The sequence below is a fragment of the Haemophilus sp. HN_Hi10 genome, from assembly GCF_049821985.1.
In the GTDB taxonomy this organism is placed as follows: domain Bacteria; phylum Pseudomonadota; class Gammaproteobacteria; order Enterobacterales; family Pasteurellaceae; genus Haemophilus; species Haemophilus influenzae_D.
Window position 1 is genome coordinate 301173 of record NZ_CP187495.1, and the last position, 15782, is coordinate 316954.

Annotated in this window: 17 protein-coding genes; 7 read left to right on the forward strand and 10 right to left on the reverse strand. The window is 39.9% G+C overall.

Annotated features, from left to right (window positions below):
• Nucleotides 1-68 precede the first annotated feature (68 nt).
• The gene (gene rpoD / locus ACPT8Q_RS01475) at nucleotides 69-1946 is read left to right on the forward strand and encodes an RNA polymerase sigma factor RpoD (protein ID WP_061832731.1); all 1878 of its coding nucleotides are present in this window, start codon (nucleotides 69-71) and stop codon (nucleotides 1944-1946) included.
• Nucleotides 1947-2159: 213 nt separating this feature from the next.
• On the opposite strand, the gene aspA is transcribed toward rpoD, so the two are convergent.
• The 9 genes from aspA to ureA form a co-directional block, all read right to left on the reverse strand.
• Complete coding sequence (aspA, locus tag ACPT8Q_RS01480) at nucleotides 2160-3578, reverse strand: aspartate ammonia-lyase (RefSeq protein ID WP_425622291.1); 1419 nt, start codon at nucleotides 3576-3578, stop codon at nucleotides 2160-2162.
• A gap of 155 nt (nucleotides 3579-3733) precedes the next feature.
• Nucleotides 3734-4549 (reverse strand): urease accessory protein UreD, encoded by an 816-nt coding sequence (locus tag ACPT8Q_RS01485; RefSeq protein ID WP_050948942.1) that lies wholly within the window; start codon nucleotides 4547-4549, stop codon nucleotides 3734-3736.
• A gap of 74 nt (nucleotides 4550-4623) precedes the next feature.
• Nucleotides 4624-5259, reverse strand: coding sequence for an urease accessory protein UreG (gene ureG, locus ACPT8Q_RS01490; RefSeq protein WP_005657985.1), 636 nt, complete (start codon nucleotides 5257-5259; stop codon nucleotides 4624-4626).
• Between the two features lie 223 nt (nucleotides 5260-5482).
• Nucleotides 5483-6190 carry an urease accessory protein UreF gene (locus ACPT8Q_RS01495; RefSeq protein WP_050948943.1) on the reverse strand — a complete coding sequence of 236 codons (708 nt, stop codon included), beginning with the start codon at nucleotides 6188-6190 and terminating at the stop codon, nucleotides 5483-5485.
• Complete coding sequence (gene ureE, locus ACPT8Q_RS01500; RefSeq protein ID WP_050948944.1) at nucleotides 6175-6732, reverse strand: urease accessory protein UreE; 558 nt, start codon at nucleotides 6730-6732, stop codon at nucleotides 6175-6177. The genes ACPT8Q_RS01495 and ureE overlap by 16 nt, the downstream gene beginning before the upstream one ends.
• Nucleotides 6733-6740: 8 nt before the next feature.
• The gene (locus ACPT8Q_RS01505; RefSeq protein WP_050948945.1) at nucleotides 6741-7361 is read right to left on the reverse strand and encodes a glutathione S-transferase; all 621 of its coding nucleotides are present in this window, start codon (nucleotides 7359-7361) and stop codon (nucleotides 6741-6743) included.
• A gap of 36 nt (nucleotides 7362-7397) precedes the next feature.
• A complete protein-coding gene (gene ureC / locus ACPT8Q_RS01510) occupies nucleotides 7398-9116 on the reverse strand; it encodes an urease subunit alpha (RefSeq protein WP_050948946.1) in 1719 nt (572 codons plus the stop codon).
• Between the two features lie 11 nt (nucleotides 9117-9127).
• Nucleotides 9128-9433, reverse strand: a complete 306-nt coding sequence (gene ureB, locus ACPT8Q_RS01515) for an urease subunit beta (protein ID WP_050948947.1) — start codon at nucleotides 9431-9433, stop codon at nucleotides 9128-9130.
• A gap of 75 nt (nucleotides 9434-9508) precedes the next feature.
• The gene (gene ureA / locus ACPT8Q_RS01520; RefSeq protein WP_021034590.1) at nucleotides 9509-9811 is read right to left on the reverse strand and encodes an urease subunit gamma; all 303 of its coding nucleotides are present in this window, start codon (nucleotides 9809-9811) and stop codon (nucleotides 9509-9511) included.
• Nucleotides 9812-9979: 168 nt separating this feature from the next.
• Between ureA and ACPT8Q_RS01525 the strand changes: the two genes are divergently transcribed.
• Both ACPT8Q_RS01525 and groL read left to right on the forward strand, forming a co-directional pair.
• Entirely contained in the window at nucleotides 9980-10270 is a 291-nt protein-coding gene (locus ACPT8Q_RS01525; RefSeq protein WP_005629492.1) for a co-chaperone GroES, read from the forward strand.
• 19 nt (nucleotides 10271-10289) lie between these two features.
• Nucleotides 10290-11936: a chaperonin GroEL gene (groL, locus tag ACPT8Q_RS01530; RefSeq protein WP_050948948.1), complete on the forward strand. Its 1647-nt coding sequence runs from the start codon at nucleotides 10290-10292 to the stop codon at nucleotides 11934-11936.
• Nucleotides 11937-12190: 254 nt separating this feature from the next.
• Here groL and ACPT8Q_RS01535 read toward each other — a convergent pair whose 3' ends face one another.
• Complete coding sequence (locus ACPT8Q_RS01535; protein ID WP_425622292.1) at nucleotides 12191-13645, reverse strand: aminoacyl-histidine dipeptidase; 1455 nt, start codon at nucleotides 13643-13645, stop codon at nucleotides 12191-12193.
• Nucleotides 13646-13754: 109 nt separating this feature from the next.
• On the opposite strand from ACPT8Q_RS01535, the gene gpt reads away from it, so the two are divergent.
• The 4 genes from gpt to ispF all read left to right on the forward strand — a co-directional run bounded on the left by gpt (nucleotide 13755) and on the right by ispF (nucleotide 15773).
• Nucleotides 13755-14222 (forward strand): xanthine phosphoribosyltransferase, encoded by a 468-nt coding sequence (gene gpt / locus ACPT8Q_RS01540; RefSeq protein WP_005632242.1) that lies wholly within the window; start codon nucleotides 13755-13757, stop codon nucleotides 14220-14222.
• 122 nt (nucleotides 14223-14344) lie between these two features.
• The gene (gene ftsB / locus ACPT8Q_RS01545; RefSeq protein ID WP_050948950.1) at nucleotides 14345-14623 is read left to right on the forward strand and encodes a cell division protein FtsB; all 279 of its coding nucleotides are present in this window, start codon (nucleotides 14345-14347) and stop codon (nucleotides 14621-14623) included.
• On the forward strand, nucleotides 14623-15300 hold the full coding sequence (ispD, locus tag ACPT8Q_RS01550; RefSeq protein ID WP_050948951.1) for a 2-C-methyl-D-erythritol 4-phosphate cytidylyltransferase: 678 nt from the start codon (nucleotides 14623-14625) through the stop codon (nucleotides 15298-15300). Before ftsB ends, ispD begins: the two co-directional genes overlap by 1 nt.
• Nucleotides 15297-15773: a 2-C-methyl-D-erythritol 2,4-cyclodiphosphate synthase gene (ispF, locus tag ACPT8Q_RS01555; RefSeq protein ID WP_005658971.1), complete on the forward strand. Its 477-nt coding sequence runs from the start codon at nucleotides 15297-15299 to the stop codon at nucleotides 15771-15773. The genes ispD and ispF overlap by 4 nt, the downstream gene beginning before the upstream one ends.
• The last annotated feature ends 9 nt before the right edge of the window (nucleotides 15774-15782 follow it).

Below are 15782 nucleotides of genomic sequence, written 5' to 3' on the forward strand. Positions count from 1 at the left end.
AATGGTAGAATCTCAAGTTCATAAAAAATCTTATCTTCTCAATCACATCAAGCAAAACGAGTATAAAAATGGAAAAAAATCAACAATCTACGGCTGAACAATATTCAGAACAAATTGAGCAATTGATGGAGCTAGGTCGTACACAAGGGTATTTAACTTTTGCTGAAATCAATGACTTATTGCCCGAAGATGCTATTGATCCTGAATATTACGACAAGTTGCTACAAACGTTGCAAAATGATGCAGGCATCCCTGTGTTAGATGAAGCACCAGAAAGCGATGATATGATGTTGACTGATACCATCCCTGATGAAGATGCAGTGGAAGAAGCAACTCAAATTCTTTCTAATGTAGAATCTGAAATCGGTCGAACAACGGATCCTGTCCGTATGTATATGCGTGAAATGGGAACAGTTGATCTTCTTACTCGTGAAGATGAAATCAGCATTGCAAAACGTATTGAAGAAGGGATTGATGAAGTTCAAACCTCTATCGCAGCCTATCCTGAAGCATTAAATGGATTACTAAAAAACTATGATGATGTAGAAAAAGGTAATTTCCGTTTGACCGATTTAATTACAGGTTTTGTTGATCCAAATGCCGAAATAGAAGAACACAACGGACTTGATGAAGACTTTTCTGATGAAGATGAAGATGATGAAGAAGGATCGAGTAATGCAGATGTGGAAGACAATGAATCAGAATCCACATCAGATTCAAGCGACTCTGATAACAGTATTGATCCTGAAGTTGCTCGCGAAAAATTTCAGCAATTAAGAGAACAGCACTCTCAAACCCTTGCTGTTATTGAAAAACACGGTCGCTCTGGAAAACGTGCCCAAGATCAAATTACACTACTTGGCGAAATTTTTAAACAATTCCGTTTAGTGCCAAAACAATTTGATTTACTCGTTCTATCAATGAAAGAAATGATGAAACGTGTACGTTATGAAGAACGTCAGCTACAAAAAATATTAGTGGATATAGCAGGAATGCCAAAGGATGATTTTGAAAAAATTATTACCACTAATGGCAGTAACAGAGAATGGGTAACAAAAGCATTAAAATCTAGCAAACCTTGGGCTAAACGTTTAATTAAATATGAAGATCGTATTTATGAAGCCTTAAACAATCTAGCGATAACAGAAGAAAATACTAAACTTACCATTACGCAAATGCGTGACATTTGTGATGCAGTCGCACGAGGCGAACAAAAAGCACGCCGAGCTAAAAAAGAAATGGTTGAAGCTAACTTACGTTTAGTAATTTCTATCGCAAAAAAATACACAAATCGAGGTTTACAATTCTTAGATTTAATTCAAGAAGGGAATATCGGTTTAATGAAAGCGGTAGATAAATTTGAATATCGACGTGGTTACAAATTCTCTACCTATGCAACTTGGTGGATTCGTCAAGCAATCACTCGCTCTATTGCGGATCAAGCACGTACAATCCGTATTCCTGTGCATATGATTGAAACGATCAATAAACTTAATCGTATTTCTCGCCAGTTATTACAAGAAATGGGACGTGAAGCAACACCAGAAGAATTGGCAGAACGTATGGGAATGCCAGAAGATAAAATCCGTAAAGTACTGAAAATTGCAAAAGAGCCAATTTCGATGGAAACACCTATTGGCGATGACGATGATTCGCATTTAGGGGATTTTATTGAAGATTCAACCTTAGAACTTCCTCTTGATTCTGCCACAGCACAAAGTTTAAAAGTTGCAACTCACGAAGTGCTTGAAGGTCTGACACCACGTGAAGCAAAAGTATTACGTATGCGTTTTGGTATCGATATGAATACCGACCATACGCTTGAAGAAGTGGGTAAACAATTCGATGTAACACGCGAACGCATTCGTCAAATTGAAGCAAAAGCATTACGTAAATTACGTCATCCTAGCCGTTCTGAAACACTGAGAAGTTTTTTAGATGAATAGAGAAAAACATAAAAAAGAAACATCAATCTAAACTTAAAAATCAGATACATTTATTTAAGGACTAAGTTCTATAATCCGCAGAATTTAGTCCTTTTATGTTTTACTTAAAACATTTTAACCATAAAAAATCTGCGCCCGAATTAGCTGGTTTATTTATTCAGCTTTAAGGCACAGATTAAAGTGCGGTAAATTTTTTTGATATTTTTACGTAAATTATTTATTTAATTTCGCTTTGTAAGTTGGGTTCATTAAGTTTTCTACAGAAAGAATGTCATCTAATTGTTCTTCTGTTAATAAACCTTTTTCTAACACAACTTCACGTACGCCTTTGCCTGTTTGAGCACAGATTTTACCCACTAAGTCGCCGTTGTGGTGACCAATAAATGGATTTAAGTAAGTCACGATACCGATTGAATTAAACACGTAGTTTTCACAAATTTCTTTGTTTACAGTGATGCCATCTACGCATTTATCGCGTAAGTTCACACAAGCATTGGTTAAGATATCGATAGATTCAAACATTGCTTGACCAATCACTGGTTCCATTACGTTTAATTGTAATTGACCAGCTTCAGATGCGAAAGTCACAGTGGTATCGTTACCAATTACTTTAAAGCATACTTGATTTACTACTTCTGGAACAACTGGGTTTACTTTTGCCGGCATGATAGAAGAGCCGGCTTGTAATTCAGGTAAGTTAATTTCTTTAATACCAGCACGTGGACCAGAAGAAAGTAAACGTAAGTCATTACATACTTTAGAAAGTTTCACAGCAGTACGTTTTAATGCACCGTGAACCATGACATAAGCACCACAGTCAGATGTTGCTTCAATTAAATTTGAAGCAGGCACGCAAGGCAAGCCTGTTACTTCAGCAAGATGTTTTACAACTAATTCCGTATAGCCTTGAGGCGTATTTAAACCAGTACCAATAGCAGTCGCACCAAGGTTTACTTCAAGTAATAAACCTGCAGTACGTTTTAAGTTACGCACTTCTTCTTCAAGTAATACAGCAAACGCTTTGAATTCTTGACCAACCGTCATTGGCACAGCATCTTGCAATTGAGTACGTCCCATTTTTAAGATATTCGCAAATTCTTTTGCTTTATTGTCAAAACCATCTTGTAAATATTGAATTTTATCAATCAATTTTAAGATGCTATTGTATACCGCAATACGAAAACCTGTAGGATACGCATCATTGGTTGATTGACTTGCATTAACGTGATCCATCGGATTAATCACGTTATATTCGCCTTTCTTATGACCAATTTTTTCAAGGGCAAGATTAGCAACCACTTCATTAGTATTCATATTGACAGACGTACCTGCACCACCTTGATATACATCTGATGGGAATTGATCTAAGCATTTTCCAGTGGTAAGGATTTCATCACAAGCTGCTACAATCGCTTTTGCAATATCACTTGGAATTGCACCTAATTCGCCATTGGCTAAAGCCGTTGCTTTTTTTACCATTACCATACCACGTACAAACTCAGGCACGTCAGAAATGGTTACGTTAGAAATATTGAAATTTTCTACCGCTCTTAATGTATGAATTCCCCAATATGCTTCTGTAGGCACATCACGTTCGCCGAGTAAATCTACTTCTTTTCTAAATTGAGTCATTTTAATTACCTTTTTGGGTTAGTTAATTTATCGTCATTATAGAAATTTCAAGAAGAAAAAACTTGATGAAGATCACATTTTCAAAAAATGCTCTCAAGACATATTTTCATTTTTCGGATTAGTTTTTTTAGGGAAAAATAAGCTATCCATCAATCTTATGTAGATTTCAAGAGCTTACCAATTTTCTCAAACAATTTCTGAATTTGCTCTGCACGGCACCCGAGTACCCGCACCATTAAGCCATATCCATTGAGTTGTGATATGCCTATCAACAAACCTTGTTCTTCCATAAACTGCTGTTGCAAGGCTTGCACTTGTTGCTTAATTTCAAGTGAACTTTTCCCTAAATGCAAATAAATTAGCGAACCTTGATGGGAGTAATTTTCCATCTGGCTCAAGGCGGTGAGGTTCATTTTCGATGGCAACCATTGAATACAATCGCTGACAAGCGGTCGTTTTTTGTCATCGTTTTGCAAAGCATAAATCTTCAAATGGGAGGAAAACTGACGAAAGGCAAAACGTTCATCATTCAACACCCGACCAATCGCCACGATTTCACCATAAATCAGCTCGCTTTGTTCTCCCATTTCAATCTGTGTTTGCTGCTTAAAAACGGAATCTTTATGTAACACCAACGGATGCGGCAAATAGAACAAACGGCTGTTTTCGGCAAGGGCAATACGAGTAATTTGCTCTGCACTGTCGCCCTCATTCATCGCCTGCACCCGAGTAAATGCCTGCGTATTTAAAGAAAGTGCGGTAGATTTTTCGAGCGTTATTTGAATATCAACTCGATCCCCAGCTAATAAACCTGGCGAAGAAGACATTTGCATTGCACTAAGTCCATTTTCCCATTTATCCGCATAGGCAGATAACGTCATTACTTTCAAAGGTGGCGTCGCAAAGTATTCGGCAAGCTGGGTTTTGCCACTTTGGGAAAGTTTGGTGGAAAGGGATAATTTGCTGTTCATAGATTTTGTAGGGGCTAATTACATTAGCCCCGATATTTCACCAATAATTGGGCAAATGTAATTTGCCCCTACGATTAACGAACCAAAGATGCGGGTTCTTCCACATTCTTCAACAACGCATATTTTTCGATCCAACCGATCACGCCGTCAAGATTTTCTTTTTTCATCAAATTAGTGAAAATAAACGGCTGACCGTTACGCATACGGCGGGCATCGCGTTCCATCACGCTTAAATCTGCCCCTACAAACGGAGCAAGATCAGTTTTATTAATGACTAACAAATCTGAACGAGTGATACCAGGCCCGCCTTTACGAGGGATTTTTTCCCCTTGTGCCACGTCGATCACAAAAATCGTCACGTCTGCCAAATCAGGGCTAAAAGTCGCCGAGAGGTTATCGCCGCCCGATTCAATAAATACAATTTCCACATCAGGGAAACGAGCCACCATTTCGTCCACTGCCTCCAAATTCATTGAGGCATCTTCACGAATTGCCGTATGTGGACAACCGCCCGTTTCCACGCCCATAATTCGCTCAGGCGAAAGCAAACTATTTTTCGTTAAAAATTCCGCATCTTCTTGGGTGTAGATGTCGTTAGTAATGACTGCCACACTATATTTTGACGCTATTTCACGAGTGAGTTTTTCAATTAACGCCGTTTTGCCCGCACCAACAGGACCTGCCACGCCGATTTTGATGTAATTACGCATTTTTCTTTCCTTTAATTAACCTAGCAACTGTGATTATTTACTACAAGCGGTAAGGTGGACATAAGCCCACGCATTTAACTCTGAGTTTTTATTTTCCTTCTAAAATGCTCTTTAGAAAAAAGGGAAAAATGCGGTCAAAATTAACCGCACTTTTCATTGTTAAATAAACACGTGGGCTTACGCCCACCCTACCCCTGAAAAATAAAAATACAGCAATCACAGGTTATGACATATATAATCTGGTATAAAGCACTTCGTGTTGCATTGCTCGTATATCATTCGCCAGCGTTGCCGCACCAAGCCATTCTTCGTCGGGTTCAAGGCTTAATTCCACCGCTTGCACGAGTGATCCTCGCAAGTCAAACAGAATATCTTGCCCATCCATTTGGCTGAGGGGAATTAGCTTCACGCCGTTAGTGATCGCACCAACTGCTGCATTGTAGTAGAACGCATAGAGCGTATCGGCTTTGGTTAAGCCCATGGCTTGAGCAACCATTGCAAACACTATCGGAAAATAGCCCTGTACTCGTTTTTCGACAATCGCTTGTTGGTAAGTCGTAAGCAGCGTATGTGTTTCGTAGCGAATAAAAATTTTCAGCAATCGTACGCCGAGTTTGAAATTCCCTTCGCGGCTTTCACGTGCCACTTTAGTGGCGGAAAGTTGCCAATCCAGTTCGCACAAGCGGTCAAAATTACCCTCGTTCATTGCATCAAACGCAAGAGAAAGATACGCCCCGTCGTTGTAAATCCAGTTTTGTAAAAGCTGAGTTTGTACATATTCTTCTAGGGTCGCTTTGCTTTCTACCACACGTTGCTGGACGAATGTTTCCAAGCCATTAGAGTGGTTAAATCCGCCAATCGGTAAGGTGGGATCGACCAAGTGAAGCAACGCACCTAAATCCGTTAAAGACCGGTTTAATGTTGATGCCAATTGCCGTCTCCGTGATGATGATAACCGTGATGATCGTGCGAATGACTATGTGAATACCCGTGACCTTGTGCAGAGTTCGCCCTCAACGCTTGGCTTAAACGGCGTTCTGCTTTTTTCGGTTCAAATCCTGCCGCTTGTAACCACTCAAACATTGGCTTATCGTAAGGTAATGTCACTTCATCGCCATCTAAAAACAGCGGCGAATGTTTATTACCAATTTCATAACAAGCTCGAGCCATTTCAGGCAAGGTTTTCGGCGACAGCACAATCACGTCACTCGGTAAAATTTCAATCGCAATCACTAATTCATCACTGATAAACACCACATCATCGTGTTTTAAACGTTGCCCCTCTTTGAGCAAACGAAACGCCACTTCACGCCCCGTATTTGTAGTTTTACGCAAAATATTCCGTTCGCTTTCATACCACTGCAATGACACGCGTTCAATGGTTTGATGTGCAATTTGTCCTTCAGTTTGGAGGCTAGTTAAATCGCCCAAAATGGTATCCATAATGGGCAAAATGGGGTTGAGGATTTTCATATTTCGTCTTATGCCTGTGGTTTTGTGCTAAACAAAACCTCATATTTTTCATTCATTTCAGCCGCCCAAGCGGTTAAATTTGGAAATTCTTTTACAAGATCTAATCCAATTTTTTCCGCTCTGAATAAGAACCAATCAATGACTGCGACTGTCGTTAGCGTACCAATGTTTAATTCAGTGCCAAACGGTTTTAAATCTTGCTCAAGTCTTACAAAACTTTGACGATTTCGCTCGGTTAGTTGTTGATGGCGAGCTGTCCACCATTCACTTTCAGGGCGAAGCATTTTTTCAGCCATCATCGGCACAGTATTTTCCATAATGCCATCGGCTAAATTATGCAACGCTAACGTTGCCCAGCGTGGCTTGCCACTTTCTGGAATGAGTTTAGGCTCCACATTGCCTTTTTGGTCAAGATATTCGCAAATGAGCAAACTGCCATAAAGCCAATTACCACAATTACGTTCTAACGCTGGCACTCTACCCAGAGGATTTGCCTGATTATGTGCAGAGCTTGCATCAAATGATGAACCAATTTTAATCAGTTCTGTTTTGTCTAAGAGTTGTTGATATTTCAACGTTACCAGCACTTTACGTACATACGGGCTGGTAGTGGAGTACCAAAGTTTCATTGTAAATTCTCCTTAAATTTTGACCGCTCTTTTTACTTAGAACATAAAATACCGTTGCCCCAATGGCACCGTATCCACAGGTTCACAGGTAATTAGTTCACCATCTACACGCACTTCATAGCGTTCTGGATCCACTGTAATTTCAGGTGTTGCATCATTATGAACAAGATCTTTTTTACTCACACTACGGCAGCCTTTCACCGCAATAGTTTCTTTGTGTAAACCGAATTTAGCACGAATATCTGCTTTTTCAGCGGCTTGTGAAACAAAGAAAACTGCAGTTTGTGCCGTTGCTAAGCCTTGTGCACCGTACATTGGACGGTAGAACACTGGTTGTGGTGTTGGAATAGAGGCATTTGGATCGCCCATTTTTGCGTAGCTAATAAAACCTTTTTTAATTACCACTTCTGGTTTTACGCCAAAGAACATCGGTTTCCATAACACGATATCTGCAATTTTGCCCACTTCTAATGAACCAATATGATCCGAGATGCCGTGTGCAATCGCTGGATTGATGGTATATTTCGCAATGTAGCGTTTAATACGGAAGTTATCGTTTCCTTCATTGCCTAATTCGCCACGTTGCATTTTCATTTTATCTGCGGTTTGCCATGTACGAATAACGACTTCGCCAATACGCCCCATCGCTTGAGAGTCTGAACTCATAATCGAGAAAACACCCATATCATGCAAAATATCTTCTGCTGCAATAGTTTCAGGACGGATACGGCTATCGGCAAAAGCTACATCTTCTGGCACGCGTTTATCTAAATGATGGCAAACCATCAACATATCCAAATGTTCATCGATAGTGTTTTTCGTAAACGGACGAGTTGGGTTAGTTGAAGCCGGTAATACGTTTGGATACATCGCTGCTTTAATGATATCTGGCGCATGACCGCCACCAGCTCCTTCCGTGTGGAAGGTATGAATAACACGTCCATCAATCGCTTTCATGGTATCTTCTAAGAAGCCACTTTCGTTCAGAGTGTCGGTGTGGATTGCCACTTGAATATCCATTTCATCTGCCACTTTTAATGCCGAATCAATTACTGCAGGCGTTGCGCCCCAGTCTTCGTGGATTTTTAAACCTAATGCGCCAGCTTCAATTTGTTCGCGTAGCGGATCTAAAGTTGAACAGTTGCCTTTACCAAAAAATCCTACGTTTACAGGCAATGCTTCTGCCGCTTGGAACATACGCTCCATATACCACGCACCTGGTGTGCAAGTGGTCGCGTGTGTGCCGTCAGCCGGGCCTGTTCCGCCACCAATTAACGTAGTAACGCCACTTTCAATCGCATGCTGTGCTTGTTGAGGGCAAATAAAGTGAATGTGTGTATCAATACCGCCAGCGGTTGCAATTAAATGTGCACCGTTATGTACTTCTGTGCTAGCACCGATAATCATATTTGGCGTGACATTATCCATCGTATCTGGGTTACCTGCTTGACCAATGCCCACAATGCGACCATCTCGAATCCCAATATCCGCTTTGATAATGCCTAATTTTGCATCAATGATCATCACGTTAGTGATCACAAAATCCAATACATTTGGATTATCGCGAGTTGCCGTACCACTTTGAGCCATGCCATCGCGTACACTTTTACCGCCACCAAATTTACACTCGTCGCCTTTGGTCAATAGATCTTGCTCAATAGTTGCCCATAAATTGGTATCGCCTAAACGGACTTTATCGCCAACGGTTGGGCCATAAGTTGCTACATATTGCGCTCTTGAAATTGTTAATGCCATCTTGCCCTACTTTATAATTTGCCATCAATTTGATTATGGAAACCGTAAATAATTTGGTTACCACCAAAAGCCACTAACTCAACGGTTTTGGCTTCTCCCGGTTCGAAACGCACCGCATTACCAGAAGGCACATTTAAACGCATACCGCGTGCCAAAGTACGGTCAAATTTAAGAGCATTATTAGTTTCAAAAAAATGGTAGTGAGAACCCACCTGAATGGGTCTATCACCCGAGTTGGTTACTTCAATTATCACTGTTTTTCTGCCGACATTAGCGAGAATATCGCCTTCGGCTAATTGGTATTCGCCTGGGATCATATCTTTGTTCCTTGTAGGGTAGGCTTTAGCCCACCATTGATATTTTTATTTGGTGGGCTAAAGCCCACCCTACGGTTATCTGATTGGATTATGCACGGTAACAAGTTTTGTGCCATCTGGGAAAGTTGCTTCAATTTGCACTTCGTGTACCATCTCAGCGACGCCTTCCATCACATCATCAACGGTTAAAAGTGTTGAACCATATTGCATGACTTCAGCCACACTCATTCCATCTCTTGCCGCCTCTTGTAAATGACTCGCAATATAGGCAACAGTTTCTGGATAATTTAATTTAACGCCACGTGCTTTGCGTTTTGCCGCCAATTCGCCCGCGAGGAAAAGCATCAGCTTTTCTTGTTCTCTGGAAGTTAAGTGCATATTGTCATTCCTTAATTTATTTATTATGCGAAGATCAGCGAATTTTACGTAAAAAAATCTAAAATAGGAAAAATATTTTGTCAGAATTTTTTGTAACTCCCCTTGAAAGAAAAAAAATCTTCCTTATATAAAGACCGCACTTACAAACTCTTAAGAAGGAAATTAATTATGAATATTCGTCCTTTACACGATCGTGTAATTATTAAACGTGAAGAAGTCGAAACCCGTTCAGCTGGCGGTATCGTATTAACTGGATCAGCTGCGACCAAATCAACCCGTGCGAAAGTATTAGCAGTGGGTAAAGGTCGTATTTTAGAAAATGGCACTGTTCAACCTTTAGATGTTAAAGTTGGCGATACCGTAATTTTCAACGACGGTTACGGCGTGAAAAGCGAAAAAATCGATGGCGAAGAAGTATTAATTATTTCTGAAAACGACATCTTAGCAATTGTAGAATAATTAGATAAGGAAAAAGAAAATGGCAGCAAAAGACGTAAAATTTGGTAATGACGCACGCGTAAAAATGCTTAAAGGCGTGAATGTATTAGCAGATGCAGTAAAAGTAACCCTTGGCCCTAAAGGTCGTAATGTAATTTTAGACAAATCATTTGGCGCACCAACTATCACTAAAGACGGTGTATCTGTTGCTCGTGAAATCGAATTAGAAGATAAATTCGAAAATATGGGCGCACAAATGGTAAAAGAAGTAGCATCTAAAGCAAATGATGCAGCAGGCGATGGTACAACCACTGCAACTGTACTTGCTCAAGCTATCGTAAATGAGGGATTGAAAGCAGTAGCGGCAGGCATGAACCCAATGGATTTAAAACGTGGTATTGATAAAGCAGTAAGTGCGGTTGTTTCTGAGCTTAAAAATTTATCTAAACCTTGTGAAACAGCAAAAGAAATTGAACAAGTAGGGACTATTTCTGCAAACTCTGACAGCATTGTGGGTCAATTAATTGCTCAAGCTATGGAAAAAGTGGGCAAAGAAGGCGTGATTACCGTTGAAGATGGTACGGGTCTTGAAGATGAATTAGATGTGGTTGAAGGGATGCAATTCGATCGTGGCTACCTTTCTCCATATTTCATCAACAAACCAGAAACAGCAACGGTTGAATTAGATAATCCATATCTTCTTCTTGTAGATAAAAAAATCTCTAACATTCGTGAATTACTTCCAGTGTTAGAAGGTGTTGCAAAAGCAGGTAAACCATTATTAATCATCGCTGAAGATGTGGAAGGCGAAGCACTTGCAACCTTAGTAGTGAACACGATGCGCGGTATCGTAAAAGTTGCAGCCGTGAAAGCACCAGGCTTTGGAGATCGTCGTAAAGCGATGTTACAAGATATTGCGATCTTAACTTCAGGTACTGTAATTTCTGAAGAAATCGGTATGGAGCTTGAAAAAGCGACACTTGAAGATCTTGGTCAAGCAAAACGTGTTGTAATCAATAAAGATAACACAACCATTATTGATGGTATCGGAGATGAATCTCAAATCAAAGGTCGTGTGGCTCAAATTCGCCAACAAATTGAAGAATCAACTTCTGACTACGATAAAGAAAAACTTCAAGAACGCGTTGCTAAATTAGCTGGCGGCGTGGCAGTAATCAAAGTAGGCGCAGCAACTGAAGTTGAAATGAAAGAGAAAAAAGACCGTGTAGATGACGCATTACATGCAACTCGTGCTGCGGTTGAAGAAGGTATCGTTGCCGGTGGTGGCGTTGCATTAGTTCGCGCAGCAGCGAAAGTTGCAGCAAGCCTAAAAGGTGACAACGAAGAACAAAATGTGGGTATCAAACTTGCATTACGTGCGATGGAAGCACCTCTACGTCAAATCGTCACTAACTCAGGCGAAGAAGCATCTGTTGTGGCAAGTGCGGTTAAAAATGGCGAAGGAAACTTTGGTTATAACGCAGGTACAGAACAATACGGCGATATGATCGAAATGGGTATTTTAGATCCAACTAAAGTCACTCGTTCTGCATTGCAATTCGCGGCATCCGTAGCAGGCTTAATGATTACCACTGAATGTATGGTAACTGATCTTCCAAAAGATGATAAAGCCGATTTAGGTGCTGCTGGAATGGGCGGTATGGGTGGAATGGGCGGAATGATGTAATTCGCTTATACGAGTAAAAAATCTATCCCAACAGAAAATTTGAGCTCTATGACTTAGGGCTCAAATCTACTAAAATAAGGGATACTAATTTTAGGCTTAGAAGATATCTGTAATAGTCATAAAAACAACTATATACAAAATGATACCCTTATAAAAATAAGGGTATCTTATGCAACACTAGTTAAATTTCGATCTTTTATGCAGCTACTACATAATCACCAGAAATTTTAACCGCACTTTTAATTAATATTAGATTACTTCGCAGGAATATCGGCAAGTACCCTTGTCAATAAATCCCAATAGGTTTGTACTGTTGCAATTTCCACTTTCTCATCTGGTGAGTGAGCATTTCGGATTGTTGGCCCGATAGAAATCATTTCAATGTTTGGATAATGTTCTTTTAAAAGACCACATTCTAATCCTGCGTGAATGACTTTCACTACAGGCTCCTCGCCTAGCACTTCAGCATAATGTTTGCGAGTAACGTCTAAGATAGTTGAGTCGTTTACAGGTTGCCAGCCCGGATAAGGTGCAGAAAACTCAACTTTTGCATTTGCTAAGATTGCAAGTGAGCTAAGCATTTCAGTTACGTAATATTTACCGCTTTCAATTAATGAACGAATTAAAATGGTGCTTTTTACCGCGTTACCTTCTGTTTTCAATACGCCAACGCTTAATGAACTCTCTACAACATTTTTAACTACATCACTATTGCGGATTACGCCGTTTGGCAATACGTTGAGTGCATTAATTACCGTTTGAGTACTTTGTGCTGTGAATACTGTTGCAGATTTTTCTACAAATTCTACAAAAAGTGTGAGATTAGGTTCGGCAATGGCTAATTCTTCTTTAAGCACAACCGCAAGATTTTCTACCGCACTTTCTATGGCTTTTACATCGCCATTAAAGGCTAATACAGCCGCTGCTTCTCGAGGAATTGCATTACGAATTGAGCCACCACGAATTTCAGAGAGAGTAAAGTGCGGTTGATTTTGAGAGAGTTTTGCTAATATTCGCGCTAACACTTTAATTGCATTTGCACGTCCTGTATGAATATCAACACCAGAATGGCCACCACGTAAACCTTTAAGTGTAATTTGTACACTATGCTCAAAGGTATTGGTTTCATATTGAACTGGAATTTCAAAGTTTGCGTTAATGCCACCCGCACAACCAATGTAAATTTCGCCAATTTCTTCGGTATCTGTATTGATTAAAATTTCAGATTGTAACCAGTTATGACGCAGGTCTTTCGCACCATCCATCCCCGTTTCTTCTGTCATTGTTAAAAGCACTTCAAGAGGTGGATGCGCTAAATCATTGCTTTCTAACACCGCTAGAGTAGAGGCTAAACCGATACCATTGTCAGATCCTAATGTTGTACCTCGCGCTTTTACCCATTCTCCATCAATATAAGGTTGAATAGGATCTTTAGTAAAATCATGCGGGTTACCTTCATTAGCCTGTGGCACCATATCTAAGTGCGCTTGTAAAACAACAGGTGTGTGATTTTCCATTCCTTTCGTCGCAGGTTTACGAATGAGAACATTGCCTACTTCATCGCGTTCCACAAAAAAATGCTTTTCTTTCGCCCAATTTACAATAAAGTTAGCTAACGCATCTTCATAATGAGAAGGATGAGGGATTGCACAAATTTGATCAAACCATTTCCATAACAATGAGGGTTGAAGTGTTGTAATTTCAGACATAATTGCTCCTTTTACTGAAAATATTTACGAAATAATAGCATAAAACGCCATTTCGGGTTATCCTTACGCAATTTTTTATTTCTCGATAAATTTAAACTAAGGTGCAATTATGAGCGAAAAATATGTGGTAACTTGGGATATGTTTCAAATGCATGCCCGCAAATTATCAGAACGTTTACTTCCAGCTTCCCAATGGAAAGGTATTATTGCGGTGAGTCGCGGTGGTTTGTTTCCAGCGGCTGTGTTGGCTAGAGAATTAGGTCTTCGCCATATTGAAACCGTTTGTATCGCAAGCTATCACGATCATAACAATCAGGGAGAACTACAAGTTCTGCATGCAGCCCAAGTGCCAAATGGCGGCGAAGGGTTTATCGTAGTAGATGATTTAGTTGATACGGGTAATACAGCGCGTGCGATTCGTCAAATGTACCCTAATGCAAAATTTGTCACTGTATTTGCAAAACCTGCAGGTGCAGAATTAGTAGATGACTATGTGATTGATATTCCACAAAATACTTGGATTGAGCAACCTTGGGATTTAGGTTTAACCTTTGTGCCACCTCTCTCTAGAAAATAATTTTTATACAAAAAAGTGCGGTTAAAATAAAAGAATTTTTAACCGCACTTTCTTTCATTTTATCGTTTTTCCTAATTTTTCACGGTAAACTGGTTAAAATTTTACTCACAACAAATATCCGTATGCGACTTCTTATTTTAATCCTCCTTTCAGTATTAGTATTGTTTCAATATGATTTTTGGTTTGGCAGTAACGGCTTTTTAGATTATCGTCAAAATGCTGAGAAAATTAAGGAAAATCAAGCAAAAAATGAAAAGCTATCTCAACGTAATCAGCGTATTAATGCAGAAATTCAAGGATTAACAAAAGGTTTTGAAGCGATCGAAGAACGCGCACGAATGCAACATGGCTTAGTGAAAGAAAATGAAGTGTTCTATCATATTGTAAAAGAGAGTAAATAATGGCTCGTTCAATTATTGCGGTCTTGCCTGCGGCTGGTGTTGGTTCACGGATGCAAGCGGATAAACCTAAACAATATTTAACGCTGCTTGGCAAAACACTGCTTGAACATACACTCGATGTGATGCTTTCTTATCCTGCCGTATCTAAAATTATTTTGGCTGTAAGCAAAGATGATCCTTATATTTCTACACTATCGCTCGATCCTAAAATTCAGCTAGTAGAAGGTGGCACAACGCGAGCTGAATCTGTCTTAAATGGTTTAAATGCAATTGCGGAAAAAAATGCGTGGGTGCTTGTTCACGATGCTGCTCGCCCTTGTTTACAACATGCTGATATTGATAAATTGTTAGCTATTGAAGATGAACAAGGTGCGATTTTGGCAATCCCAGCAACAGATACGATTAAACGGGCGGATAATCAGCAATGTATTGTGAAAACAGAAGATCGTAGCCAGCTTTGGCAAGCAATGACACCGCAGTTTTTCCCAGTAGATATATTAAGACATGCGCTTTCCACAGGAATTCAACAAGGTGCGAATATAACAGATGAAGCATCAGCAATGGAACTGGCTGGATTTCGACCGCACTTAGTGGCTGGACGTAGCGATAATTTAAAAGTGACTCGTCCAGAAGATTTAGCATTAGCAGAATTTTATTTAACAAGGAATAAATTATGATCAGAATTGGACACGGCTTTGATGTTCACGCTTTTGGCGAAGATCGTCCATTAATTATTGGTGGTGTAGAAGTGCCTTATCACACTGGCTTTATTGCGCACTCTGATGGCGATGTAGCACTACACGCATTAACTGATGCAATCTTGGGGGCAGCGGCTTTAGGCGATATTGGAAAACTTTTCCCAGATACCGATATGCAATATAAAAATGCGGATAGTCGAGGCTTACTGCGTGAAGCGTTTCGTCAAGTGCAAAAAAAGGGATATAAAATTGGTAATGTCGATGTCACTATCATTGCACAAGCACCTAAAATGCGCCCACATATTGATGCAATGCGTGCCAAAATAGCTGAAGATCTCCAATGCGATATTGAGCAAGTTAATGTAAAAGCAACGACTACCGAAAAATTAGGCTTTACAGGAAGACAAGAAGGCATTGCTTGTGAAGCCGTTGCTCTTTTAATCCGACAATAATTGCCTATC

Bases quoted from the DNA above. Each gene is read 5' to 3' on its own strand.
- rpoD (WP_061832731.1), top strand. From the start codon at position 69: ATGGAAAAAAATCAACAATCTACGGCTGAACAATATTCAGAACAAATT.
- aspA (WP_425622291.1), bottom strand. From the start codon at position 3,578: ATGACTCAATTTAGAAAAGAAGTAGATTTACTCGGCGAACGTGATGTG.
- ACPT8Q_RS01485 (WP_050948942.1), bottom strand. From the start codon at position 4,549: ATGAACAGCAAATTATCCCTTTCCACCAAACTTTCCCAAAGTGGCAAA.
- ureG (WP_005657985.1), bottom strand. From the start codon at position 5,259: ATGCGTAATTACATCAAAATCGGCGTGGCAGGTCCTGTTGGTGCGGGC.
- ureE (WP_050948944.1), bottom strand. From the start codon at position 6,732: ATGAAAATCCTCAACCCCATTTTGCCCATTATGGATACCATTTTGGGC.
- ACPT8Q_RS01505 (WP_050948945.1), bottom strand. From the start codon at position 7,361: ATGAAACTTTGGTACTCCACTACCAGCCCGTATGTACGTAAAGTGCTG.
- ureC (WP_050948946.1), bottom strand. From the start codon at position 9,116: ATGGCATTAACAATTTCAAGAGCGCAATATGTAGCAACTTATGGCCCA.
- ureB (WP_050948947.1), bottom strand. From the start codon at position 9,433: ATGATCCCAGGCGAATACCAATTAGCCGAAGGCGATATTCTCGCTAAT.
- ureA (WP_021034590.1), bottom strand. From the start codon at position 9,811: ATGCACTTAACTTCCAGAGAACAAGAAAAGCTGATGCTTTTCCTCGCG.
- ACPT8Q_RS01525 (WP_005629492.1), top strand. From the start codon at position 9,980: ATGAATATTCGTCCTTTACACGATCGTGTAATTATTAAACGTGAAGAA.
- groL (WP_050948948.1), top strand. From the start codon at position 10,290: ATGGCAGCAAAAGACGTAAAATTTGGTAATGACGCACGCGTAAAAATG.
- ACPT8Q_RS01535 (WP_425622292.1), bottom strand. From the start codon at position 13,645: ATGTCTGAAATTACAACACTTCAACCCTCATTGTTATGGAAATGGTTT.
- gpt (WP_005632242.1), top strand. From the start codon at position 13,755: ATGAGCGAAAAATATGTGGTAACTTGGGATATGTTTCAAATGCATGCC.
- ftsB (WP_050948950.1), top strand. From the start codon at position 14,345: ATGCGACTTCTTATTTTAATCCTCCTTTCAGTATTAGTATTGTTTCAA.
- ispD (WP_050948951.1), top strand. From the start codon at position 14,623: ATGGCTCGTTCAATTATTGCGGTCTTGCCTGCGGCTGGTGTTGGTTCA.
- ispF (WP_005658971.1), top strand. From the start codon at position 15,297: ATGATCAGAATTGGACACGGCTTTGATGTTCACGCTTTTGGCGAAGAT.